Raw genomic sequence first — 24,413 nt, 5'->3', positions numbered from 1 at the left:
GCTGGGTGACGCGGCCGTGGACGGAACGCCGGCCCGGCCGCACGGCCGGGCCGGGGCGTAGGCTGGTTACTTCCTGCGACGGGCCGTTTTCTTCGCGGCCTTCTTGGCAACCTTGCGGGCGCCGGCCTTGCGCGCGACCTTGCGCACGGCCTTCTTCACGGCCCGCTTCTTTCCGGCCGCCTTGCGCGCGACCTTGCGGACCGCCTTCTTCGCGGCCTTTTTCGCCACGCGCTTCCTGGCGGCTTTCTTGGCGACTTTCTTCGCCGCCTTCTTGGCTACCCGCTTCTTGGCAGCCTTCTTGGCAACCTTCTTCGCGGCCTTCTTGGCGGCCCGCTTCGGCGCAGCCTTCTTGACCGCCTTCTTCACCGCCTTCTTCGCAACTTTCCTGGCAGCCTTCTTCTTCGGCGCAGCCTTCTTCGCAGCAGGCTGTGCCGGAGCAGCCGGCGCCGGTGCCGGTACAGGCACGACCGGCAGCAGCGGTTCCATCGTGGTCATGTCGCTCATCTTGGTTACCCCTCCGACTAGTCAGAACTTGCCGTAGTACCCTTCCTTCAACGCATCGAACAAGTTGGCGGCGGTGTGCACTTCGCCGTCGTACTCCACTTCCTCGTTGCCCTTCAGTTCCACAACACTACCGTCCTCCAGCTCGAAGCGGTAGAGGGTGCTCTCGAGGTCGGCTTCCTTGACCAGCACACCCTGGAATGCGGCGGGGTTGAAGCGGAACGTGGTGCAGCCCTTCAAGCCCTGCTTGTAGGCGTAGAAGTAGATGTCCTTGAAGTCTTCGTAGGGGTAGTCGGTCGGCACGTTGGCCGTCTTGGAGATGGACGAGTCGACCCACTTCTGCGCCGCCGCCTGGATGTCGACGTGCGCGGTCGGGGTGATGTCGTCGGCGGAGACGAAGTAGTCGGGCAGGCGCGCCTTGGGGTCGTCGGAGAACGGCATCGCCGCGGCGTTGATCAGGGCGCGGTAGGCGAGCAGCTCGTAGCTGTAGACCTCGACCTTCTCCTTGGTCTTGCGGCCCTCGCGGATCACGTTGCGCGAGTAGTGGTGGGCGAAGCTGGGCTCGATGCCGTTGGAGGCGTTGTTGGCGAGCGACAGCGAGATCGTGCCGGTCGGCGCGATCGAGCTGTGGTGGGTGAAGCGCGCGCCCACTTCGGCCAGTTCGGCGACCAGTTCCGGGCGCACCGAGGCGACGCGCTGCATGTAGCGCGAGTACTTCGCGTGCAGCACGCGGCCGGGGATGACGTCGCCGACCTGGTAGCCGTCGGCCGCCATCTCCGGGCGCTTGCGCAGCATCTCGCCGGTGACGGTGAAGTCCTCGGCCAGGATCGGCGCCGGGCCCTTCTCCTTCGACAGCGACAGCGCGACCTCCCAGCCGGCGATCGCCATTTCGCGGGCGACGTCCTCGGCGAACGCGCAGGCGTCGGCGTCGCCGTAGCTCATCTTCAGCATCGCCAGGGTGGAGCCCAGCCCGAGGAAGCCCATGCCGTGGCGGCGCTTGCGCAGGATCTCGTTGCGCTGCTGCTCCAGCGGCAGGCCGTTGATCTCGACCACGTTGTCGAGCATGCGCGTGAACACGCGCACCACCTCGCGGTACTCCTCCCAGTCGAAGCGCGCCTTCGGGCCGAACGGGTCGCGCACGAAGGTGGTGAGATTCACCGAGCCGAGCAGGCAGGAGCCGTACGGCGGCAGCGGCTGCTCGCCGCAGGGGTTGGTGGCGCGGATGTGCTCGCACCACCAGTTGTTGTTCATCTCGTTGACGCGGTCGATCAGGATGAAGCCCGGCTCGGCGTAGTCGTACGTCGAGACCATGATCATGTCCCACAGGTGGCGCGCGCGGATGTGGCCGTAGATCTTGCAGGCCACCAGGCCGTCGTCGCGGGCGATGTAGTTCTCGTGGGTCGGCCACTCGCGCCAGACCACCTTGGCCGGGTCGGCGAGGTCGATCTCGTCCTGTTCCTTGACGTGCACCGGGAACACCAGCGGCCAGTCGGCGTCGGCCTCGACCGCCTGCATGAACTCGTCGGTGACCAGCAGCGACAGGTTGAACTGGCGCAGGCGCCCGTCCTCGCGCTTGGCGCGGATGAACTCCTTCACGTCCGGGTGCGCGACGTCGAACGTGCCCATCTGCGCGCCGCGGCGGCCGCCGGCGGAGGACACCGTGAAGCACATCTTGTCGTAGATATCCATGAACGACAGCGGGCCGGAGGTGTAGGCGCCCGCGCCGGACACGTAGGCGCCGCGCGGGCGCAGCGTCGAGAACTCGTAGCCGATGCCGCAGCCGGCCTTCAGCGTCAGGCCGGCCTCGTGCACGCGCTCGAGGATGTTGTCCATCGAGTCGCGGATGGTTCCCGAGACGGTGCAGTTGATCGTCGAGGTGGCCGGCTTGTGCTCCAGCGCGCCGGCGTTGGAGGTGATGCGGCCGGCCGGGATCGCGCCGCGGCGCAGCGCCCACAGGAAGCGCTCGTTCCAGTACTCGCGCTTGTCCGGCGTGGCCTCGACCTCGGACAGCGCGCGCGCGACGCGCTTGTAGGTGTCGTCGACGGTGGCGTCGACCGGTTCGCCCTTCTTGGTCTTGAGCCGGTATTTCTTGTCCCAGATATCGTACGAAGCCGGCTGCAGCGGAATCTCCGCCGCGCCGCGTGCCAGGGCTTCCGCGCGCACCGTGCTCATCGTCTGCTCGACCTCCCGCTTATGTTCGTGCTGTTTTTTCTTGGCCACGGTCGTGGGGCTCGCTCGCGCTCGGGACGCCGGTGCGATCGATGGGGAAAACATCCCCCGCCGGCGCCGCCCCCGCCTTGGGCGAGATCAAGGCGCCACGCTACGGTCCGCTCCGCGCATCAGGCATTCCGGAACCTTCAACCGCCCCCGTGGTTGAGCGCTCGCGAACCCAAAGCATGGGCCCGCACCGTCTGCGCGGACACAAGATGTTGTGCTTGCGAGCGAGAAGGAACACTACGCTGGCGAATTCGGAATGTAAAGGCCCCGACGGCGCGCGCCGCGCGCGGAACCCGACGGCGCAGATACAGTCCCAGACGTGTCCGTTTTTTCGCGACAAGGAGTCGCCCGTGAACCTGCGCATTGCCCTCGGCTGGCCCGGTTTCGCCGCGCTTCCGCTGGCCGGTTTTCTCGCCGCTTTGCTGGTGCTGCCGTCGGGCGGACGCGCCGCGCCGCCCGCGCCCGCCGCGCCCGCGGTGCCCGCCGCCGCGCCGCTGCCTTCGCTGGCGCCGATGCTGACCCAGGTGACGCCGGCGGTGGTCAACATCTCGTCGAAGACGCACGTGCGCGTGCGCGATCCGTTCTTCGACGATCCGTTCTTCCGCCGTTTCTTCGGCGTGCCCGACATGCCGCGCGAGCGCGTCGAGCAGTCGCTCGGCTCCGGCGTGATCGTCGATGCGGCGAAGGGCTACGTGCTGACCAACAACCACGTGATCGCCGGCGCCGACGACATCACCGTGACCCTGCAGGACGGCCGCAACTTCAAGGCGAAGCTGACCGGCGCCGACCCCGACACCGACGTGGCGGTGGTGCAGATCCCCGCCGCAGGACTGCACGCGCTGGCGCTGGCCGACTCCGCGCGGCTGCGCGTCGGCGACTACGTGGTCGCGGTCGGCGATCCGTTCGGGCTCGGCCAGACCGTCACCTCGGGCATCGTCTCGGCGCTGGGCCGCACCGGCCTCGGCGACAACAGCTACCAGAACTTCATCCAGACCGACGCCTCGATCAACCCGGGCAACTCCGGCGGCGCGCTGGTCAACCTGCGCGGCGAGCTGGTCGGCATCAACACGATGATCTACTCGCCCTCGGGCGGCAACGTCGGCATCGGCTTCGCGATCCCGTCCAATCTCGCCGGCGAGGTGATGCAGCAGCTGATCCGCTACGGCACGGTCAGGCGCGGCAGCCTCGGCATCGACACCCAGGCGCTGACGCCGCGCATCGCGCAGGCGCTGGGCGTTGGCGCCGACGCCGGCGCGGTGGTGACGCGCGTCGATGCCGGTTCCGCCGGCGACAGCGCGGGGCTCAAGCCGGGCGACGTGATCACCGCGGTCGACGGCAACCCGGTGCGCACGCCGCAGGACCTGCGCAACGCCGAAGGTCTGGCGCCGGTCGGCAGCGCGCTGAACCTCGGCGTGCTGCGCGACGGCAAGCCGCTGGCCGTGCGCGCGCGCGTCGAGCCCGAGCGCCTCGCCAGCGCCGACGGCGCCCAGCTCGACGCGCGCCTCGCCGGCCTCACCCTCAGCGATGTCCCGCAGCGCCTGCGCCGGCAAGGGCTGTACGGCGTGCAGATCACCGCGCTCGGCGCCGGCAGCCGCGCCGCCGCGGCCGGCCTGCAGCAGGGCGACGTGGTGGTCGGCCTCAACCAGCGGCAACTGACCGACCTGCGCGCGCTGCGCGGCGCGCTGGCCCAGCGGCCGCGCCAACTGATGCTGGCGGTGGTGCGCGGCGACCAGTTGCTGTACCTGCTGGTGCCGTAGCGGAACGCGCACGGCGGAAATGCGCGCGCATGCACGTTCGCGGCGCCCGCGGCCGCCCGAACAGTGACGCAGCGCGCGTGCGGCCGCGCGCGGCGGAGCCCATAATCGCCGCCGCATCCCCTGCAGCAGAGCCGAATCACCATGGCCAGGACCCTTCTGACGCTCCTTCTCGCCGGCCTCGTCGCCGTCTCCGGCGCCGCCGTCGCCGGCAAGCACGGCGCGAGCAAGAGCAACCGCGCCGGCGTCGCCAAGAGCGCGAATGCCGACCGCACTGCGCTGACCTGGCGCGGCGACGTCGCCAGCTCGCGCGGCGTCGGCACCGACATCGCCCGCGCCTGGCAGGCCAGCGGCCACGGGCCGATCCAGGTGGTGTCGTTCAACACCATCTCCGGCATCGACGCCGTCGCCGGCGGCCAGGCCGACATGGCCGGCAGCGCGCGCCCGGCCTACGCCAAGCGCGCCGAGGAATCCGGCCTGACCTTCACCCCGGTGGCGTGGGACGGGCTGGTGATGATCGCGCACGCGCGCAACCCGGTGGCCGGCATCAGCCTGAAGCAACTGCACGACGTCTACTTCGGCAAGATCACCAACTGGAAGCAGCTCGGCGGCAACGACGCGCCGATCAACCTGTACTCGGTGGCGAGCCCGCTGGACGGCATCGAATACAGCCTGCGCGAGCTGCTGTTCAAGCGCGGCGACCAGCCGGTGGCCGCGCCGCGCCTGTACATGAACACGGCCAAGCTGGAGGAGGCGGTGACGCTGGATCCGAACGGCTTCGGCGTGACCACGCTGTCCGGCGCGCGCGAGAACGACAAGCTGCGCATGCTCCCGGTCGAGGGCGTGCGGCCGACGCCGAGCGCGGTCGCCGACGGCAGCTATCCGCTGTACACGCCGCTCTACGTGGTCTCGCGCGACGGCGGCCCGCACGCGGCCACGGTGCGCGCGTTCCTCGACTTCCTGCAGGGCGACCGCGCCAAGGCGATCCTGCGCGAGCACGGCCTGCTGCCCTACGCCGACGGCCTGGCGCTGGCGAACCAGCGCGACGACCACCTCGCCTGGGTCGACGCGCGCGTGCGCGGGGTGACGCCGATGAACGGCCCGCTGGCCGCGCCGCGCGCGACCTATTCCGCGCAGTCGTCGATCGCGCCCACCTCCGAGCGCACCACCGAGGCGCGCCAGCGCGCCGAGAAGTCGCGGCGCAAGAGCGGCGACAAGGACGACGGCAACTGACGTGCGCATCCTCGCGCTGTCGCTGGATCTCGACGATACGCTGTGGCCGATCGCGCCGGTGATCGCGCGCGCCGAGCAGCGCCTCGACGCCTGGATGCAGGCGCACTGCCCGGCGGCCGCGCGTGCGTTCCCGATTCCGGCGATGCGCGCGCTGCGCGACCGCGTCGCCGCCGAACACCCCGAGCTGGCGCACGATTTCAGCGCGCAGCGACGGCTGTCGCTGGCGCGCGCCTTCGCCGCCTGCGGGCATGACGACGCGGCGCTCGTCGACGCCGCCTACGCCGCCTATTTCGACGCGCGCAACGCGGTCGAGCCCTACCCCGACGCGTTGCCCGCGCTGGCGCGCCTGGCCGCGCTGCTGCCGCTGGCGAGCGTGTCCAACGGCAACGCCGACCTCGAACGCATCGGCCTGGCGCACCACTTCCGCGCCCGCGTCAGCGCGCGCGAGCACGGCGTCGGCAAGCCGGCCCCGTCGATCTTCCGCGCCGCCTGCGCGGCGCTGGGCGTGCCGCCGGAATGCGTGCTGCACGTCGGCGACGATCCCGCGCTGGACGTGGCCGGCGCGCGCGCGGCCGGGCTGCGCTGCGCCTGGCTGAACCGCGACGGGCGCGACTGGACCGGCGGCGGCGACGCGCCGGACATGACGATCGCCGACCTCGCCGCGCTGGCGGACTGGTGCGAACGCCACGCCGGGCGCACGATGGCCGCTTGAACCGGCGCCCCGCGCCGCAGCGGAGATCCTCGCGATGCACCCCAGTCTTGCCGAACTGCGCCGCGGCGCGCGCGCCGTGCCCGTCGAAAGCGTCGATCGCGCCCACCTCGCCGCCGCGCGCAAGCGCCTCGACGCCGCGCAGCGGCGCTGGCTCGACGCCGCCGGCTTCGACGCCGCGCCCGGCACGCTATGCCTGCTGCCGGACGCGCAGGGCCGGCGCGCGCGCGTGCTGGCCGGCGTCGATGCGGACGAGCCGCTGTGGGCGTTCGGCGCGCTCGCGCACGCGCTGCCCGAGGGCGACTACCGGCTCGCCGACGAGGGCGTGCTGGCCGAGCGCGAACTCGTCGCGCTGGGCTGGGCGCTGGGCGCCTACCGCTACGCGCGCTACCGCGCGCCCAAGCGCGCGCCGGCGCGGCTGCTGCTGCCGAAAGACATGCTGGCGACGCTGGCGCCGCAGCTCGACGCCGCGCTGCAGGTGCGCGACCTGGTCAACACGCCGACCGAGGATCTCGGCCCCGAACAGCTCGCCGAGGCGGTGGCCGCGCTGGCGAAGGCGCACGGCGCGAAGACGCGCGCCTTCGTCGGCGAGCAGTTGCTGAAGGCCGGCTTCCCGACCATCCACGCGGTCGGACGCGCCAGCCATCGCGCGCCGCGCCTGGTCGAGCTGGGCTGGGGCAACCCGCAGCATCCGCGCCTGGTGCTGGTCGGCAAGGGCGTGTGCTTCGACTCCGGCGGCCTCGACCTCAAGACCGCCGACGGCATGCGCTGGATGAAGAAGGACATGGGCGGCGCCGCGCACGCGATCGCGCTGGCCGGCCTGGTGATGCAGGCGCAGCTGCCGGTGTGCCTGACCCTGCTGGTGCCGGCCGTGGAAAATTCCGTCGCCGGCAACGCGCTGCGCCCCGGCGAAGTGATCCGCACGCGCGCCGGCCACACCGTCGAGATCGACAACACCGACGCCGAGGGCCGGCTGATCCTGTGCGACGCGCTGGCCTACGCCGCCGAGCAGCAGCCGGACCTGATCGTCGACTTCGCCACGCTGACCGGCGCCGCGCGCGTCGCGCTCGGCCCCGACCTGCCGGCGCTGTTCGCCAACCGCGACGCGCTGGCCGACGCCGTGCTCGCCGCCGCGCGCGCGGTGCGCGACCCGCTGTGGCGGCTGCCGCTGTGGCGGCCGTACCGCAAGATGCTGGAGTCCTACCTCGCCGACTTCGCCAACAGCGGCGCCTCGCGCCACGCCGGCGCGATCACCGCGGCGCTGTACCTGGAGCGCTTCGTGCCGGAGGCAACGCCGTGGCTGCACCTCGACACGTATGCGTGGAACGACACCGACCGCCCGGGCCGGCCGAAGGGCGGCGAGGCGCAGGGCCTGCGCGCGTTCTTCCGCTTCCTCGAGGAGCGCTATCCGCGCTAGGCGCAGGCGTCGCCCGCCACGGCATCCGTGGCGACGGAACGGCGGAAGCCGCACGCGGCTTCCGCCCTGCGGACTTGACGGCGCGCGATCGGAAGACGAGCGCTCCTCCCCCCGCTTGCAGCGCGTAGCGTGCGCACAGCGCACGCTACGGGTGGATCAGTCGATCGGCGACTTCTGCGCCGGCAGCACGCGCGCGGCGAGGCGGGTGTCGGCGTGCACCAGGTCGACCTCGTCGGCGAGGATGTGCGCGGCTTCCTGCAACAACACGTCGCGCGCGTTCTCCGCGGCCTTCTCCTGCGCCAGCTCGCTCTTCAGGCTGCGCTCGCCCGGTTGCAGGCCGTCGTCGACGCGCAGCAGCGCGTCGCCGGTGCTGGACGCCGGCTTCGGCACCGAAGCGGCGTTCGCCGGGGCGCCCTTGCCGGCGGCGCCGGCGGAGGCCTGCAGCAGCGCCTTCTCGCGCGCCTTGAACTCGGCCTGCTGCGCTTCGATCTGCTTGCGCTCCTTCTCGCGCACGGCGTAATCGAGCGAAACCGTGGTCTGGTCGTGCGTGCGGCGCGCCGCCGCCAGCTCGTCGAGGTAGAGCTTCCACTCCGGGCTGTGCGCGACGCGCGCGTCGTGGCGCTGCTTCAGCAGCGGCAGCAGCGGCGACAGGTCGGCGACCTTGTGGTATTGCGCCGGCGCGATCTGCGTCCACGGCAGCGCGTTGTCGTAGCTGGACTCGCCGAAGTCGTCGGCGTCGACGGTCTTCGGGAAGGCGATGTCCGGGGTCACGCCGCGCAACTGGGTGGAGCCGCCGTCGATGCGGAAGAATTCCTCGGTGGTCATCTTCAGCTCGCCGTACTCCGGCTTCTCGTTGCCCATCATCTCGTCGAGGTTGGCGAGGTTCTGCACGGTGCCCTTGCCGAAGGTCGGTTCGCCGACCACCAGGCCGCGGCCGTAGTCCTGCAGCGCGGCGGTGAAGATCTCCGACGCCGAGGCCGAGCCGCGGTTGACCAGCACCGCCAGCGGGCCGCTCCAGGCCATGCCCGGCTCGTCGTCGTCGTCCATCAGGATGCGGCCGTTGGCGGCACGGCGCTGCACCACCGGACCCTTGTCGATGAACAGGCCGGTCAGGCGCGTGGCCTCGTCCAGCGAGCCGCCGCCGTTGTTGCGCAGGTCGACGACCACGCCGTCGACCCGCGCCTGCTTCAGCTCGCCGAGCAGGCGCGCGACGTCGCGCGTGGCGCTCTTGAACTCGGGATCGCCGCGGCGACGCGCGTCGAAGTCCTGGTAGAAGGTCGGCAGGTCGATCACGCCGATGCGGCGCACGGCGCCGCCGTCCTTCACCTCGATGATCGACTTCTTCGCCGCCTGCTCCTCGATGCTGACCTTCTTGCGCACCAGCGCAAGGTTGACGTGCTTGCCGTCGACGCCGGCGTCGGCCGGCAGTACTTCCAGGCGCACGGTGGTGTCCTTCGGCCCGCGGATCAGCTCGACCACGTCGTCGAGGCGCCAGCCGACCACGTCGGTGACCGGCCCCGCGGTGCCCTGGCCGACGCCGACGATGCGGTCGCCGACCTGCAGCTTGCCGGACTTCGCGGCCGGGCCGCCGGGCACGATCTCGCGGATCTGCGTGTACTCGTCGCGCCGTTCCAGCACCGCGCCGATGCCCTCCAGCGACAGCTTCATCGCGATGTCGAAGTTCTGCGAGGCGCGCGGGCCGAAGTAGTTGGTGTGCGGATCGGCCGACATCGCGTACGCGTTCATGAAGGTCTGGAACACGTCTTCGGCGTCGAGCTGCTGCACGCGGTCGAGGTAGTTGGCGTAGCGCTTGTCCAGCGTCTTGCGGATCTCGGCGTCGTCCTTGCCGGCCAGCTTCAGGCGCAGCCAGTCGTTCTTGACGCGGCGCCGCCACAGGTCGTCCAGCTCGGCGGCGTCCTTCGGCCACGCCGCCTTCTTGCGGTCGTACTCGTAGCTCTCGTCGACGCCGAGGTCGAAACCCTTGGCGAGCTGGCTGCGCGCATAGCCGAGGCGCTCGACCACGCGCTGCTCGTACAGGTTGAAGATCGCGAACGGCACGGCGAGGTCGCCGTTCCAGATCGCGTCGTCGAGCTGGGTGCGCACGGCGCCGAAGCGGTCGAGGTCGGCCTGCGTGAAGAACAGCTTCTCGCCGTCGAGCGCGTCGAAGTAGGCCTTGAAGATCTTCTGCGACATCGCGTCGTCGAGCGGCTGCGGCGCGTAGTGGAAGCGCGTCAGCGCCTGCGCCGACAGGTAGGCGGCCTTGGTCTGGGCCGCGGCGGGCTTGAGCAGCGGCGCCGGCGCGGCGCCGGCGGAGACCGCGAGGAACAGCAGGGCGACCAGCGCGATGCGCGGAGACATGGACAATCCTCAGGCGGCTCCGACGTAGCCGGCCGCGTGGGCCATCTCGTCGGCGTGGTAGGACGACCGCACCATCGGCCCGGCGGCGACGTGGGCGAAGCCCTGCGCCATGCCCAGCTCGTGCAGTTCGTTGAATTCCTCGGGCGCCCAGTAGCGGCGCACCGGATGGTGGTGCGGCGACGGCTGCAGGTACTGGCCGATGGTGATCATGTCGACGTCGTGCGCGCGCAGGTCGCGCAGCGTGCCGAGCACCTGTTCGCGGGTCTCGCCGAGGCCGAGCATGATGCCGGACTTGGTCGGCACCTCGGGGTGCTGCGCCTTGAAGCGCCTGAGCAGCTCCAGCGACCACGCGTAATCGGCGCCGGGGCGCACTTCGCGGTACAGCTCGGGCACGGTCTCGAGGTTGTGGTTGAACACGTCCGGCGGGAAATCCTTCAGCACTTCCAGCGCGCGCTCCATGCGGCCCTTGCCGCGGAAGTCGGGCGTCAGGATCTCGATGCGCGTGGCCGGGTTCTCGTAGCGCACCGCGCGGATGCACGCGGCGAAGTGCGCGGCGCCGCCGTCGCGCAGGTCGTCGCGATCGACCGAGGTGATCACCACGTAGCGCAGGCCCATGTCGCGGATGGTGCGCGCCAGGCGCGCCGGCTCCAGCGGATCGGGCGGCTGCGGGCGGCCGTGGGCGACGTCGCAGAACGAGCAGCGCCGCGTGCACACGTCGCCGAGGATCATGAACGTCGCGGTGCCCTTGCTGAAGCACTCGTGGATGTTCGGGCACGAGGCTTCCTCGCACACCGTCACCAGCGCGTTGGCGCGCAGCTTCTCCTTGAGCTTCTGCACCGCGTTGCCCTGCGGCAGGCGCACGCGGATCCACGACGGCTTGCGCAGCGCCGGCGCGTCGCTGTCGAAGCCGGCGCGGTTGCGCGCGATCTTGTCTTCGCCGACGGCCTTGGCGCCGACCACGGTGATCGGGATGGTCTTGCCGGAAATCGTGTCGCTCATGCTGATGCGGGCTTGCGCCCGCGCTCGCTGTGGGGGATGACGGGATCGGCGGCGCGCGCGTCGAAACCGAACTGGCGGCAGAACTCCCGCACCAGCGCGTCCTCGACCTCCGCCAGCCGCGACGGACCGCCCAAGTCTAGCACCTGCGTGACCCGCAAACCCTTGTAACCGCACGGATTGATGCGCAGGAACGGCTCCAGGTCCATGGCCACGTTCAGGGCCAGGCCGTGGAAGGTGCAGCCGTGGCGGACGCGCAGGCCGAGCGCGCCGACCTTGGCCCCGGCCACGTAGATGCCGGGCGCGCCCTCGCGGCGCTCGGCGCCGATGTTCCAGTCCGCCAGCGCGTCGATCATCACCTGCTCGATGCGGTGCACGAACTCGCGCACGCCGATGCCGATGCGGCGCAGGTCGAACAGCGGGTAGCCGACGATCTGGCCGGGGCCGTGGTAGGTGACCTGGCCGCCGCGGTTGGTCGGCACCACCGGGATGTCGCCCGGCGCCAGCAGGTGCTCGGGCTTGCCGGCCTGGCCGAGCGTGAACACCGGGTCGTGCTCGAGCAGCCACAGCTCGTCGACGGTGGCCTCGTCGCGCGCGTCGGTCAGCGCCTCCATCGCGTGCCAGGTGGACTCGAAGCGCTGGCGGCCGAGGCGGCGGACCAGCAGAGGGCGGGACTCGGGACTCGGGACTCGGGACTCGGCGTTCACGGTGTCGATACGAACGGTGCGATGAATGATCGGATGCGGCGGCGGGCCGTCGCTACATGCGTCCGTACGCGGACGCCCACAATACCCGGTGCATGGCAAGAAGCACCCGAGTCCCGAGTCCCGCTACAGCGTATACCGGATATCCGGTTCCGCACGCAGCGCCGCGTGCGCCGCTTCGTACTTCTCGCGCGAGGGGCAGGTGAAGCTGACGGTCACGGCGACATAGCGGCCCTCGCGCGAGGGCCGTGTGCGCAGGCTGGCCTCCAGCACGCCCAGCCCCAGCGCGGCCAGGATCGCCGGCACGCGCGCCTCGAGGTCCGCGCCGGCGTGGCCCATCGCGGTGATCTCGAAGCTGCCCGGAAACTGGAAGCCCTGGCCGGGCTGCGGGCGCAGGGCGTCGAGGTCGCGCATCAACGGGTATCCGGCTGCTGCTCGGGGGCGCTGCCCTTGCCGCCCTGGAACCACAGCAGCACGGCGTCCGACAGGCGCTTGAAGAAGCCGCCCTCGGGCGCGTCGGCCAGCGCGACCAGCGGCCGCTGCGCGACCGGCTTGCCGTCCAGGCTGACCCGCAGGCTGCCGATCGGCTGGCCCTTCTTGTACGGCGCGATCAGCGTGGCCGGCAGGTCCATGCTCGCCTTGAGGTCGCCGTAGCGGCCGCGCGGGATGGTCACCAGCACGTTCTCGGCGACGCCGACCGGCAACTGCGCCGTCTCGCCCTTCCACAGCGTCGGCGTGGCGACCGGCTTGCCGGCCTGGTACAGCACGTGGGTCTCGTAGAAGCGGAAGCCGTAGTTCAGCAACGCCTGGGCGTCGTCGGCGCGCGCCTTCTCGCTGGGCGCGCCCATCACGATCGCGATCATGCGCGCGTCGCCCTGCTTGGCCGAGGCGGCCAGGCAGAAGCCGGCACCCTTGGTGTGGCCGGTCTTGATGCCGTCCACGCTGGGGTCGCGCCACAGCAGGGTGTTGCGGTTGTGCTGCTTGATGCCGTTCCACTCGAACTCCTTGATCGCGGAGATCGCGTAGTCCTCGGGGAAGTCGTGGATCAGCGCGCGCGACAGCAGCGCCACGTCGTGCGCGGTGGTGTAGTGGTCGGCGGCCGGATAGCCGGAGGCGTTGACGTAGTGCGTGCCGGCCATGCCGAGCCGCTTGGCGTAGGCGTTCATCAGCTCGGCGAAGGTCGCCTCGGAGCCGCCGACGTGCTCGGCCAGCGCGATCGCGGCGTCGTTGCCGGACTGGATGATCATGCCGTACAGCAGATCCTTCAGCGGCACCTTGGAGTTGACCTTGAGGAAGCTGGTCGAGCCGTCGGTGCCGGCGCCGCCGGACTTCCAGGCGTTCTCGCTGATGAACACCGGGTCGTCCATGCGCACCTTGCCGGCGGCGACCTCGGCGGACACCGCGTAGTCGGTCATGACCTTGGTGATCGAGGCCGGCTCGACGCGCAGGTCGGGATCCTTGGCGGCGAGGATCTGGCCGGTGGCGTAGTCCATCAGCACCCAGCTCTTCGCGTCGATGTCCGGCGGCGGCGGCGTGGGCGCCTGCGGCAGCGACACCGCCGGCTTCGGCTGCGGCACCGGCACGGCGGCGCCGGCGGCAGCGGCCAGCGCGGTCAGGGAGAGTGCGAGCAGGATGCGGGAAAGCGGCTTCATGACGGTTCCTGTGGTGAGGCTGTTCGATACGGTGGCTCAGTCGTCCACGGTCGCCCGGACGTGCGGAATGCCTTCGCGCCCGAGGCGCTCGCTGATGCGGTCGACGGCGTCCACGTCGGGCAGCGGTCCGATGCGCACGCGCGTCACGCGCCGGCCGTTGACGCCGACTTCGCTTACGCCGACCGGCCCCACGCCCAGCGCGCGCAGCCGCGCGGCGAGCCGCGCGGCGTTGGCCGGGTCGGCGAACGAACCGGCCTGAAGATACAGCCGCGGCGCGCCGCCTGCCGCTGTGACCGCCGGCGGCGGCGGCAGTTCCGCCGGCGCGGCGGGGTCGATCGCGCGCACCTCGACCACGCCGGTGCCCTTGGGCCAGATGCCGATGCGCACCGCGGCGGCGTAGCTGAGGTCGATCAGGCGGTTCTCGGCAAACGGCCCGCGATCGTTGACGCGCACGACCACGCTCTTGCCATTGGCGAGGTTGGTCACCCGCGCGTAGCTCGGCAGCGGCAGCGTCTTGTGCGCGGCGGTGAACTGGTACATGTCGTAAGGCTCGAAGTTCGAGGTCATGTAGCCGTGGAACTTGTTGCCGTACCACGAGGCGATGCCGCGCTCGACGTAGCCCTTCGCGCTGGGCAGCACATAGTAGGTACGGCCGAGCACGGTGTACGGCGACTTGTTGCCGTAGCGCGAGCGCGGCTCGATTCTCGGCGCCGGTTCGGGCAATTTGCTGACGTCGACGGGCGGCGCGCCGGGCCCGCCGTCGCGGTCGAGGCGGTAGCGGCTCGACTGCGGCAGCGTGGTGTCGTCGGCGCCGCCCGCGGCGGGCGGCGCGCCCGGCGCCGTCGGCCGCGGCCGCTCGTGCGCGCAGCCGGCCAGCAGCAGCGCGGCGCCCGCCACGCACCCGAGCGCGAACCTCATCGGCCGAGGTCCGCCTGCGCCGCGCCGGCGGCGATCGCCTGCGCCAACTGGTACACGGCCATCGCGTACAGCGGGCTGCGGTTGTAGCGGGTGATCACCTGGAAGTTGCGGTAGATCGCCCAGTACTCGGGGCCGTTGGCGCCGTCCAGGGTCAGCAGGGTGGCCGCGCGCGCGGGGTCGACGTGCACGAACGGCGCGTAGCCCCAGGACTCCAGCCGGCCCATGGTGAACGACGGCTCGACGCCGTCCGCGGCGACCGCCTGCGCGTCCGCCGCGCGCTGCACGCGCTCGGCCACCGGCGCGCCGCGCTCCCAGCCGTGCGCGGCGAAGTAGTTGGCGACGCTGGCGACGATGTCGGGCAGCGAGTTCCACAGGTCGATGGTGCCGTCGCCGTCGTAGTCGCGCGCGTAGGCGGCGATGCTGGACGGCATGAACTGGCCCCAGCCCATCGCGCCGGCGTAGGAGCCGGTCAGCCGGTCCAGCGGCTGCGGCAACCGGTGCGGCGGCAGCGCGAACAGCTGCTCCAGCTCGCCGCGGAAGAACGCGGCGCGCGGCGGATAGTGGAAGGCCAGCGTCGCCAGCGCGTCGATCACGCGGTAGCGGCCAGTGATGCGCCCGTAACCGGTCTCGACGCCGAGGATCGCGACCACGTACTCCGGGGCCACGCCGAAGTCCTGCGCGGCGCGCTCCAGCAGCTCGCGGTGCGCGCGGTAGAACGCCACGCCGTCGGCGATGCGGCGGTCGGTCAGGAAGATCGGCCGGTAGTCCTTCCACGGCTTGGCCTCGGCTGGGCGGCTGATCGCGTCGACGATGCCCTGCTGGTACCGCGCCGCGTCCAGCGTGGCCAGGATCGACGCCTCGTCGAGGCCGCGGCGCTGCGCGACCTCGCGCGCGAACGCGCGCGCGCCGGGATGGGCTTCGGTCGGTACGCTTTCCGCGGCGGGCTCGGCGGCGGCCAGCGCGAACGCGGGGAACAGGGCCAGCAGCGGCAGGACGCGGATCAGCCAGGGCATCGGTCTACGGGAGCGGAAAGGCGCGCGGCGCGCGAGGCGGCGCCGCGGCGAGGCTAGGGTAACACGCGCCCTGGGCGCCATCAGGTCTCGATCAGCTTGCGGTGCGCATGGATCGACATCAGCACGCCGAAGCCGGTCAGCAGCGATACCGCCGAGGTGCCGCCGTAGCTGATCAGCGGCAGCGGCACGCCGACCACCGGCAGCAGGCCGGTGATCATGCCGCCGTTGACGATCACGTAGACGAAGAAGCTCATCGCGATCGCGCCGGCCAGCAGGCGCGAGTAGGTGTCGCGCGCGTTCATCGCGATCCACAGGCTGCGGCCGATGACGAACGCATACAGCGCCAGCAGCACGCACACGCCGATCAGGCCGAACTCCTCGGAGAACACCGCGAACACGAAGTCGGTGGTGTGCTCGGGCAGGAACTCCAGCCGCGACTGCGTGCCGTGATGGAAGCCCTTGCCGAGGATGCCGCCGGAGCCGACCGCGATCTTCGACTGGATGATGTGCCAGCCGTTGCCGAGCGGATCGGCCTCGGGGTCGAGGAACATGCGCACGCGGTTGCGCTGGTATTCGTGCATGAAGTGCCAGGCCACCGGCGCGGCGCCGGCCACCGCGCCGAGCAGCGCGCCGATGCGCCACCACGACAGCCCGGACAGGAACAGCGCGAACGCGCCGGAGGCCGCGACCAGCAGCGCCGTGCCGAGGTCGGGCTGCTCGGCGATCAGGCCGGCGGGAACCGCGATCAGCGCGCCGACCGCGGCCATGTGCTTCCACGACGGCGGCAGCGGGCGCGGATGCAGGTACCAGGCGACCATCATCGGCATGGTCAGCTTGAGCAGCTCGGAGGGCTGGAAGCGCACCACCTTGAGATCCAGCCAGCGGTAGGCGCCGCGGCCCTCGCCCATCACCGCCACCACCACCAGCAGCAGCACGCTGATCGCGTACAGCCACGGCGTCCAGGTGCGCAGCGTCGACGGCGGGATGCGCGAGATCAGCACCAGCAGCGCGCCGCCCAGCACGAAGCGCGCGCCCTGGTTCAGCACCAGGCCGGGGTCGAGGTCGCCGGCGCTGTACAGCGTGACCAGGCCGATCGCCGCCACCGCCGCCAGCGCGCCGACCAGCGGCAGGTCGAGGCGCGGCCGCGTCAGCAGGCGGTCGACGAAGCGGCGCGTTCGCGCATACAGCACGGCGATCATCGCCCGTCTCCCGCGGCGGCCACGACCGGCGCCGCCTGCTCGGCCGCCCAGGCGTCGAGAATCCTGCGCGCGATCGGCGCGGCGTCCTTGCCGCCCCAGGCGCCGGCTTCCAGCACCACCGCCACGGCGATGCGCGGCGCCTCGGCCGGCGTGAAGCAGATGAACAGCGCGCGATGGCGCGCGGCCAGCTCGGCGTCGCTGACGCGCGACTCGTAGGCGTCGGTGGTGCGCGAATAGCGCTCGGCGGTGCCGGTCTTGCCGGCGATCAGGTAGGGGAAACCCGCGGCGATGCCGCGCGCGGTGCCCCGGTCGCCGTTGACCGCTTCCAGCATGCCCTGCTCGACCGGCGCCCAGTCGGCGGGATTCCTGAGGGCGCCGGGCGCAGCGGGCGGCGGCGGCACCGGCACCAGCGGCGCGCCGAGGCCGTTCTGGGTCGCGCGCAGCAGGTGCGGGGTGCGGTCGACGCCGCGGTTGGCCAGCATCGCCACCGCGTGGCCGAGCTGCAGCGGCGTGATCACCCAGTAGCCTTGGCCGATGCCGGCGATCACGGTCTCGCCGAGGTACCACGGCTTGCCGAGGGCGCCGCGCTTCCACGCGCTCGAGGGCAGCACGCCGGAGCCTTCGCCGGGCAGGTCGACGCCGGTGGGTCGGCCGAAACCGAACTTGCCCATGAACGCGGCCATGCGGTCGATGCCCATGTCCAGCGCCAGCGAGTAGAAGTAGGTGTTGACCGACTGCGCGATCGCCTGCACCAGATCGACGCGGCCCTGTCCGCCGCGTATGTCGTCGCGGTAGCCGCGCGACTGCCCGGGGATGAAGAATTCGCCGGTCGACAGCACGGTGTCCTCGGGCCGGCGCAGGCCGTACTCGAGGCCGGCCAGGCCGAGGAACGGCTTGATCGTCGAACCGGGCGGGTAGTGCCCGCGCAGGGCGCGGTCCAGCAGCGGCCGGTCCGGCGCCTCCAGCAGCGCCGTGTAGTCGGCCTGGGCGATGCCGTTGACGAACAGGTTGGGATCGAAGCTCGGCACGCTGGCCATCGCCAGCACCTCGCCGTTGCGCGGGTCGATCGCCACCGCCGCGCCGGCGCGTCCGGCGAACGCCTGCTCGGCGGCGCGCTGCAGGCGCGCGTCGAGGCTGAGGTAAAGGTTGCGCCCCGGCTTCGGCGGCACCGTCTCCAGCACGCGCTGCACGCGCTGGTCGGCGTTGACCTCGACCAACTGGTAGCCGGGCTCGCCGTGCAGGATGTCCTCGTACTGGCGCTCGATGCCGTTCTTGCCGATATGGGTGGTGCCGACGTAGCGGTCGGCGTCGAGCCGGTCGAGGTCGTTGTCGTCGATGCGCGCCACGTAGCCGAGCACGTGCGCGAAGCCCTCGCCCTGCGGGTAGCGCCGGGTCAGGTACGGCACCACGCTGGCGCCGGGGAAGCGCCACTGGTTGACCGCGAAGCGGCCGATCTCGTCCTCGGTCAGTCTGAGCTTCAGCGGCACGCTCTGGAACGCGCGGTGCTGGCGCAGCTGCTGGCGGAAACGCTTGACGTCGTCGTCGCTCAGCGGCACCAGTGCGCCGAGGCGCGCGAGCATCGCGTCCATGTCCTTGACGCGGTCGGGCACCACCTCGAGGCGGAATGCCGGCACGTTGTCGGCGAGCAGCACGCCGTTGCGGTCGTAGATCAGGCCGCGCGCCGGCGGCAGGTGCACCACGTGCACGCGGTTCTGCTCGGAGCGCGTGGAGAACTCGTCGTGGTGCAGCACCTGCAGCCAGACGAAGCGCCCGGCCAGCACCAGCAGGCCGATCAGGATCAGGGCGAAGCCGGTGAGGGCGCGCCGCCGGAACAGCGCGGCCTCGCCGCGGGCGTCCTTGATCGCCGTACGCTGGCGGCGCCGCGGCCTCATGTCTCGTGCACGCGCAGGCGGGCGCGCAGGTCGTCCAGCAACAGGAACAGGAACGGCCAGACCAGCGTGCCGGAGAACGGCTCCAGCCAGTAGTTCGCCGACGGCAGCGGATCGCCGGCGAAGGCGCGCACCATCAGCAGCAGCACGCGATCGTTCAGCAGCAGCGCCAGCACCGCCAGCGCCTGCTGCCACATCGGGAAGAAACGCAGCCGCGCGCGGAAGCGCAGCGCGATGAACGTGAGCGCGGTCAGGCGCAGCGCCTGCTCGCCGAGCAGCGCGCCGTTCAGCAGGTCGGCGAACAGGCCGACCGCGAACGCCAGCCCGAGCCCGACGTGCTCCGGCGCCTCCAGCGACCAGAAGATCAGCACCAGCGCCGGCCAGTACGGCTTCAGCGGCAGCAGCGCCGCCGGCAGCGGCATCAGGGTCAGCAGCAGCGCGGCGGCGAGGCTGGACGCCAGCAACAGAAACTGGGCGCGCAGCCGGGTCATCGCGGCGCTCCCGGCGCGGCGGCCGGCGCGGCGGCCGGCGCGAGCTGCGCCGGCGGCCCCACCGGCGCCACCGGCGCGGGCGGACCGACCGGCTCGGCCAGGTCGTGCAGCAGCAGCACCTCGCCGCTGCGGTCCAGCGCCGCCGCCGGGCGCGCGATCGCGACCGCGAACATGCCGGCCTGGTCGGGGCCGATCTGCACGATCTCGCCGACCGGGAAACCCGCCGGGAAGCGCCCGCCGAGCCCGGAAGTGACCAGCCTGTCGCCGACCTGCACGCGCGCCGACAGCGGGATGTTCGGCAGCTTCAGCTGGTCGATCGCGCCGGTGCCGTAGGCGACCGTGCGCAGGCCGGTGCGCTCCACCGTCACCGGCAGCGCGTGGTTGGGATCGGTGATCAGCATCGCCACCGCCATGTGCGGCAGCACCTCGACCACCTGGCCCATCACGCCGTGCGCGTCGATCACTACCTGGCCGACGGCGACACTGTCGCGGGCGCCGGCATCGAGCACGATGCGGTGGCGGAACGGGTCGAGGTCGATGTCGAGCAGGCGCGCCAATTGCACGTTCATGCCGAGCACGTGGCGCACGTCGAGCAGTTCCTTCAGGCGCTGGTTCTGGTCGGCGATCGCGTCGAGGCGGTTCAGTCGCGCCTGCGCCAGCAGCAGCGCCTCGCGCAGGCGCCGGTTCTCGTCGGTGAGCCCGCTGCGCTCGGCCAACGCGAGGCGCGCGTCCTGCACCAGCCCGGCGGGCAGTGCGGCCAGCCGGTAGATCGGCTCGACCGCCAGCGCGCCGGCGTAGCGCAGCCGCGCCAGCCAGCCGCCGCGCTGGTCGACCACCATCAGCACGCAGGCGAGCGCGAGATAGCCGATCAGGCGCAGCGTGCCTGCGGCGGTGTCGGAAAACAGCGGTGCCGTGCCGTTGCGTGCCATCGCGATCGGGCCTGCCCGGGCGCCCGAGCGCGATTCACTCGGCCGAGAAGAAGTCGCTGCCGTGCTGGTCGATCAGCTCCAGCGCACGGCCGCCGCCCCGCGCGACGCAGGTCAGCGGATCGTCGGCGACCTGCACGTGCAGGCCGGTTTCCTCGGAGATCAGGCGGTCGAGGTCGCGCAGCAACGCGCCGCCGCCGGTCAGCACGATGCCGCGCTCGGCAACGTCGGAGCACAGCTCCGGCGGGGTCTGCTCCAGCGCCGACTTGACCGCGGCGACGATGCCGCTGAGCGGCTCGTGCAGCGCCTCCAGCACCTCGTTGGAGTTGATCGTGAACATGCGCGGCACGCCCTCGGCGAGGTTGCGGCCGGACACCTCGATCTCCTTGACCTCGCTCTGCGGGTAGGCGCAGCCGACCTCGAGCTTGATGCGCTCGGCGGTGGACTCGCCGATCAGGGTGCCGTGGTTGCGGCGCACGTAGTTCGTGATCGCCTAGTCGAAGCGGTCGCCGCCGATGCGCACCGACTGCGAGTAGACGATGCCGTTCAGCGAGATCACCGCCACCTCGGAGGTGCCGCCGCCGATGTCCAGCACCATCGAGCCGCGCGCCTCGTGCACCGGGATGCCGGCGCCGATCGCGGCCGCCATCGGCTCCTCGATCAGGAACACGTCGCGGGCGCCGGCGCCCTCGGCGGATTCCTTGATCGCGCGGCGCTCGACCTGGGTCGAGCCGCAGGGCACGCACACCAGCACGCGCGGGCTCGGCCGCAGCATGCGCGACTTGTGCACCTGGCGGATGAAGTGCTGCAGCATCGCCTCGGTCATGGTGAAGTCGGCGATCACGCCGTCCTTCATCGGCCGGATGGTGACGATCGAGCCCGGCGTGCGGCCGAGCATGCGCTTGGCGCCGCTGCCCACCGCCTCGACCTTGCGCGAGCCGCCGGGACCGCGGTCCTGGCGCAACGCCACCACCGAGGGCTCGTTGAGGACGATGCCCTGGCCGCGCACGTAGATCAGCGTATTGGCGGTGCCAAGGTCGATGGAGATGTCGTTGGAGAAGAGTCCCCGAAGCTGCTTGAACATGGCGCGCGGCGAGCTCGGCAAGAGGGGTGGGTAAAGGGCGTGAGTCTAGTCAGCGCTGTTCCGGCACGCAAGCGAGTGCGCGTTAAAAAAGCCTTGCCGCGCTTGGGGATGCGCCCCCTGCGGCAGCGGCGGAACGCCCCGGCAAGCCGCCGGCTTGCGGCGGCCGCGGCGCGGCCGGCTCGAATTGGCGTTGCCGACACGGTAGGATCGCGCGCTGCACGCGCATCCGCCCCGCGCGACCCGCCCTCGTCGCGCCGCGGTCGGGTTGCCCGCCGGCGCGTCCACCTCGATCACCGCCCCGGGAACCCGAACGGCATGTCTGCTCTGATCTGCGGCTCGCTGGCCTACGACACCATCATGGTGTTCCAGGACCAGTTCCAGAACCATATCCTGCCGGACAAGGTGCACATCCTGAACGTGTCGTTCCTGGTGCCGCGCATGCGCCGCGAGTTCGGCGGCTGCGCCGGCAACATCGCCTACAACCTCAAGCTGCTCGGCGGCGAGCCGATCCCGATGGCGACCGTGGGCCAGGATTTCGGCCCGTACCGCAGCTGGTTCGAGCAGTGCGGCATCCGCCTCGACCACGTCAAGGTGCTGAGCGACCTCTACACCGCGCAGGCGTTCGTCACCACCGACCTCGACAACAACCAGATCACCGCCTTCCATCCCGGCGCGATGATGCGCTCGTTCGAGAATCACGTGCGCGACGTGGCCGGCGTCAGCTTCGGCATCGTCGCACCGGACGGCCGCGAGGCGATGCTGCAGAACGCCAGCGAGTTCGCCGAGCTCGGCATCCCCTTCATCTTCGATCCCGGCCAGGCGATGCCGCTGTTCAGCAGCGAGGAGTTCCGCAACTTCATCGCGCAGGCCGACTACGTCGTGGTCAACGACTACGAGTCCAACCTGCTGCAGGAGCGCACCGGCTGGAACGAGCGCGAGATCGCGAGCAAGGTGCGCGCCTACATCACCACGCTGGGGCCGCGCGGCTCGGTGATCCACACCGCCGGCGCCACGCACCAGATCCCGCCGGCGCACGAGCGCCGCATCACCGACCCGACCGGCTGCGGAGACGCCTATCGCGCCGGCCTGATCTTCGGCCTGATGCGCGATTACGACCTGCCCACCTGCGGGCGCATGGCCTCGCTGATGGGTGCGCTGAAGGTCGAGCATCCCGGCACGCAGAACCAGCGCTTCACCTACGCCGAATTCGCCGACCAGTTCCGCCAGCAGTTCGGCTACGCGCTGGACTGAACCCGCGCGAGCGCGCGTTCACGCCTCGGCGTGCTCGCGCACCACGTCGACGAACGCCTGGCCGTAGCGCTCCAGCTTGCGCGCGCCGACGCCGCCGATCCCGGCCAGCGCGTCGAGGTCGCGCGGACGCCGCGCGGCGATCTCCTGCAGGGTGGCGTCGTGGAAGATCACGTAGGGCGGCACGCCCTGCGCACGCGCCAGCGCCAGGCGCTTCGCCCGCAGCGCCTCCCACAGCGCGGCATCGACCGCCGCCGCCGGGTCTGCCGCCACGCGCCCGTCGCCGCGGCGGCGGGCGCGTGGCGGCGGCGCGCTGTCGGTGCGGAAGCTGACCGGCTCCTCGCCCTTCAGCACCGGACGGCTGGCCGCGGTCAGGCGCAGCGCGCCGTAGCCTTCCAGGTCGACCGCCAGCAGCCCGCGCGCCACCAGCTGGCGCAGCGCGCTGCGCCACTGCCGCTCGTCGAGGCCGCTGCCGATGCCGAACGTGCTGAGGCGGTCGTGGCCGAACTGGCGCACCTTGTCGGTGGCGCGGCCGAGCAGCACGTCGGCGACGTGCGCCGCGCCGAAACGCTGCCCGGTGCGGTACACGCACGATAGCGCCTGCTGCGCCGCCAGCGTGCCGTCCCAGGTCTGCGGCGGCGCGATGCAGTTGTCGCAGCGGCCGCATGGGCCGCTGTAGCTCTCGCCGAAGTAGCCGAGCAGGGTTTCGCGGCGGCAGCGGATCGATTCGCAGAAGCCGAGCAGCGCTTCCAGGCGCTGACGTTCCAGCCGCTTGCGCTCCTCGCCCGCCTCGGAACCCTCGATCATTTGCCGCAGGGTGACGACGTCGCCGAGGCCGTAGGCCAGCCACGCTTCGGCGGGCAGCCCGTCGCGGCCGGCGCGGCCGGTTTCCTGATAGTAGCCTTCGATGCTGCGCGGCAGGTCGAGGTGCGCGACGAAGCGCACGTTGGGCTTGTCGATGCCCATGCCGAACGCGATCGTCGCCACCATCACCACGCCCTCCTCGCGCAGGAAGCGCGTCTGGTGGGCGGCGCGGCTGGCCGCATCCATGCCGGCGTGATACGGCAGCGCGGCGTGGCCGCGCGCCTGCAGCCAGGCGGCGGTGGCGTCCACCTTCCTGCGCGACAGGCAGTAGACGATGCCCGCCTCGCCCGGGTGCGCCTCGACCAGCGCAAGCAGGCCGCGCCGCGTGTCGCCGCCGCCCTTGGCGGCGATCGTGTAGCGGATGTTCGGACGGTCGAAGCTCGAGACGAAGCGGCGCGCACCGGCGAGGCCGAGGCAGCGCACGATCTCGTCGCGGGTTGGCGCGTCGGCGGTCGCGGTCAGGGCGATACGCGGGATGCGCGGGAAGCGCTCGCACAGCAGCGACAGCTGCCGGTACTCGGGACGGAAATCGTGGCCCCACTGCGACACACAGTGCGCCTCGTCGATCGCGAACAGGGCCAGCTCGACGCGGTCCAGCATGTCGAGGAAACGCGGCGTCAGCAGGCGCTCCGGCGCGACATAGAGCAGGTCGAGCGTGCCGGCCAGGAAGGCGCGCTCGACCTCGGCCGCCGCCGCGGCGTCGAGGCTCGAATTGAGGTAGGCCGCGTTCACGCCGGCTTCGCGCAACGCGTCGACCTGGTCCTGCATCAACGCGATCAGCGGTGAGACGACCACCGCGGTGCCGGCGCGCAGCAGCGCCGGGATCTGGTAGCACAGCGACTTGCCGCCGCCGGTCGGCATCAGCACCAGGGCGTCGCCGCCGCCGGTCACGTGTTCGACGATCGCCTGCTGCTCGCCGCGGAAATCGGCATAGCCGAACACCTGGCGCAGAACGTGTCTGGGATCTGCAGTCATGGCCTGCATGGTATGCGTTCGCGCGCATGGCGGCGCAGCGCTGAAGCTCCGTTACGCCGTCGTCCGCTGTAGGCGCAAGGCCCGCCGCGATCGGAAAAGCAAACGGCCGCCCCGTGGGGCGGCCGTTTGGGGATTGAATCCCTGGCGGTGACCTACTCTTGCATGGCTTGAGCCACACTACCATTGGCGCATGCGCGTTTCACTTCCGAGTTCGGGATGGGATCGGGTGGTACCACGCCGCTATGGCCGCCAGGGAACTGGAGCG

The 24,413-nt window shown here is 71.5% G+C and carries 19 protein-coding genes, 1 rRNA gene and 1 pseudogene; 5 read left to right on the top strand and 16 right to left on the bottom strand.

Annotated features, from left to right (window positions below):
* Window positions 1–66 precede the first annotated feature (66 nt).
* Window positions 67–504 carry a hypothetical protein gene (locus ABFC67_RS11960; protein WP_346738255.1) on the bottom strand — a complete coding sequence of 146 codons (438 nt, stop codon included), beginning with the start codon at window positions 502–504 and terminating at the stop codon, window positions 67–69.
* Window positions 505–525: 21 nt separating this feature from the next.
* Window positions 526–2,673, bottom strand: a complete 2,148-nt coding sequence (locus ABFC67_RS11955; RefSeq protein WP_346738288.1) for an adenosylcobalamin-dependent ribonucleoside-diphosphate reductase — start codon at window positions 2,671–2,673, stop codon at window positions 526–528.
* A gap of 521 nt (window positions 2,674–3,194) precedes the next feature.
* Between ABFC67_RS11955 and ABFC67_RS11950 the strand changes: the two genes are divergently transcribed.
* The 4 genes from ABFC67_RS11950 (at window position 3,195) to ABFC67_RS11935 (ending at window position 7,831) form a co-directional block, all read left to right on the top strand.
* Entirely contained in the window at window positions 3,195–4,475 is a 1,281-nt protein-coding gene (locus ABFC67_RS11950) for a Do family serine endopeptidase (protein WP_346738287.1), read from the top strand.
* Between the two features lie 141 nt (window positions 4,476–4,616).
* Window positions 4,617–5,705 (top strand): substrate-binding domain-containing protein, encoded by a 1,089-nt coding sequence (locus ABFC67_RS11945; protein WP_346738254.1) that lies wholly within the window; start codon window positions 4,617–4,619, stop codon window positions 5,703–5,705.
* A gap of 1 nt (window position 5,706) precedes the next feature.
* A complete protein-coding gene (locus ABFC67_RS11940) occupies window positions 5,707–6,417 on the top strand; it encodes an HAD family hydrolase (protein WP_346738253.1) in 711 nt (236 codons plus the stop codon).
* 34 nt (window positions 6,418–6,451) lie between these two features.
* Window positions 6,452–7,831, top strand: coding sequence for a leucyl aminopeptidase family protein (locus tag ABFC67_RS11935; protein ID WP_346738252.1), 1,380 nt, complete (start codon window positions 6,452–6,454; stop codon window positions 7,829–7,831).
* Window positions 7,832–7,987: 156 nt separating this feature from the next.
* Here ABFC67_RS11935 and ABFC67_RS11930 read toward each other — a convergent pair whose 3' ends face one another.
* The 12 genes and pseudogenes from ABFC67_RS11930 to ABFC67_RS11875 all read right to left on the bottom strand — a co-directional run bounded on the left by ABFC67_RS11930 (window position 7,988) and on the right by ABFC67_RS11875 (window position 21,061).
* Entirely contained in the window at window positions 7,988–10,189 is a 2,202-nt protein-coding gene (locus ABFC67_RS11930; RefSeq protein ID WP_346738251.1) for a carboxy terminal-processing peptidase, read from the bottom strand.
* Between the two features lie 9 nt (window positions 10,190–10,198).
* Window positions 10,199–11,188 (bottom strand): lipoyl synthase, encoded by a 990-nt coding sequence (gene lipA / locus ABFC67_RS11925; RefSeq protein ID WP_346738250.1) that lies wholly within the window; start codon window positions 11,186–11,188, stop codon window positions 10,199–10,201.
* Window positions 11,185–11,892 (bottom strand): lipoyl(octanoyl) transferase LipB, encoded by a 708-nt coding sequence (gene lipB, locus ABFC67_RS11920; protein ID WP_346738249.1) that lies wholly within the window; start codon window positions 11,890–11,892, stop codon window positions 11,185–11,187. Before lipB ends, lipA begins: the two co-directional genes overlap by 4 nt.
* A gap of 123 nt (window positions 11,893–12,015) precedes the next feature.
* Window positions 12,016–12,303, bottom strand: a complete 288-nt coding sequence (locus ABFC67_RS11915) for a DUF493 family protein (protein ID WP_346738248.1) — start codon at window positions 12,301–12,303, stop codon at window positions 12,016–12,018.
* Window positions 12,303–13,541: a D-alanyl-D-alanine carboxypeptidase family protein gene (locus ABFC67_RS11910; protein ID WP_346738247.1), complete on the bottom strand. Its 1,239-nt coding sequence runs from the start codon at window positions 13,539–13,541 to the stop codon at window positions 12,303–12,305. The genes ABFC67_RS11915 and ABFC67_RS11910 overlap by 1 nt, the downstream gene beginning before the upstream one ends.
* Window positions 13,542–13,577: 36 nt before the next feature.
* A complete protein-coding gene (locus tag ABFC67_RS11905; RefSeq protein WP_346738246.1) occupies window positions 13,578–14,459 on the bottom strand; it encodes a septal ring lytic transglycosylase RlpA family protein in 882 nt (293 codons plus the stop codon).
* The gene (mltB, locus tag ABFC67_RS11900) at window positions 14,456–15,472 is read right to left on the bottom strand and encodes a lytic murein transglycosylase B (RefSeq protein ID WP_346738245.1); all 1,017 of its coding nucleotides are present in this window, start codon (window positions 15,470–15,472) and stop codon (window positions 14,456–14,458) included. Before mltB ends, ABFC67_RS11905 begins: the two co-directional genes overlap by 4 nt.
* A gap of 80 nt (window positions 15,473–15,552) precedes the next feature.
* The gene (gene rodA / locus ABFC67_RS11895) at window positions 15,553–16,671 is read right to left on the bottom strand and encodes a rod shape-determining protein RodA (RefSeq protein ID WP_346738244.1); all 1,119 of its coding nucleotides are present in this window, start codon (window positions 16,669–16,671) and stop codon (window positions 15,553–15,555) included.
* Window positions 16,668–18,563, bottom strand: coding sequence for a penicillin-binding protein 2 (gene mrdA, locus ABFC67_RS11890; RefSeq protein WP_346738243.1), 1,896 nt, complete (start codon window positions 18,561–18,563; stop codon window positions 16,668–16,670). The genes rodA and mrdA overlap by 4 nt, the downstream gene beginning before the upstream one ends.
* On the bottom strand, window positions 18,560–19,051 hold the full coding sequence (mreD, locus tag ABFC67_RS11885; protein WP_346738242.1) for a rod shape-determining protein MreD: 492 nt from the start codon (window positions 19,049–19,051) through the stop codon (window positions 18,560–18,562). Before mreD ends, mrdA begins: the two co-directional genes overlap by 4 nt.
* Window positions 19,048–19,980: a rod shape-determining protein MreC gene (mreC, locus tag ABFC67_RS11880; RefSeq protein WP_346738241.1), complete on the bottom strand. Its 933-nt coding sequence runs from the start codon at window positions 19,978–19,980 to the stop codon at window positions 19,048–19,050. The genes mreD and mreC overlap by 4 nt, the downstream gene beginning before the upstream one ends.
* Window positions 19,981–20,014: 34 nt before the next feature.
* Window positions 20,015–21,061, bottom strand: a pseudogene (locus ABFC67_RS11875) (rod shape-determining protein).
* Between the two features lie 315 nt (window positions 21,062–21,376).
* On the opposite strand from ABFC67_RS11875, the gene ABFC67_RS11870 reads away from it, so the two are divergent.
* On the top strand, window positions 21,377–22,312 hold the full coding sequence (locus ABFC67_RS11870; RefSeq protein WP_346738240.1) for a carbohydrate kinase family protein: 936 nt from the start codon (window positions 21,377–21,379) through the stop codon (window positions 22,310–22,312).
* 18 nt (window positions 22,313–22,330) lie between these two features.
* Here ABFC67_RS11870 and recQ read toward each other — a convergent pair whose 3' ends face one another.
* Both recQ and rrf read right to left on the bottom strand, forming a co-directional pair.
* Window positions 22,331–24,157 (bottom strand): DNA helicase RecQ, encoded by a 1,827-nt coding sequence (recQ, locus tag ABFC67_RS11865; protein ID WP_346738239.1) that lies wholly within the window; start codon window positions 24,155–24,157, stop codon window positions 22,331–22,333.
* Window positions 24,158–24,287: 130 nt separating this feature from the next.
* Window positions 24,288–24,402 (bottom strand): 5S ribosomal RNA (rrf, locus tag ABFC67_RS11860).
* Between the last annotated feature and the right edge of the window lie 11 nt (window positions 24,403–24,413).

Source organism: Mizugakiibacter sp. (genome assembly GCF_039680435.1).
In the GTDB taxonomy this organism is placed as follows: Bacteria; Pseudomonadota; Gammaproteobacteria; order Xanthomonadales; family Rhodanobacteraceae; genus Mizugakiibacter.
This window is presented reverse-complemented; position numbering and strand designations above follow the sequence as displayed.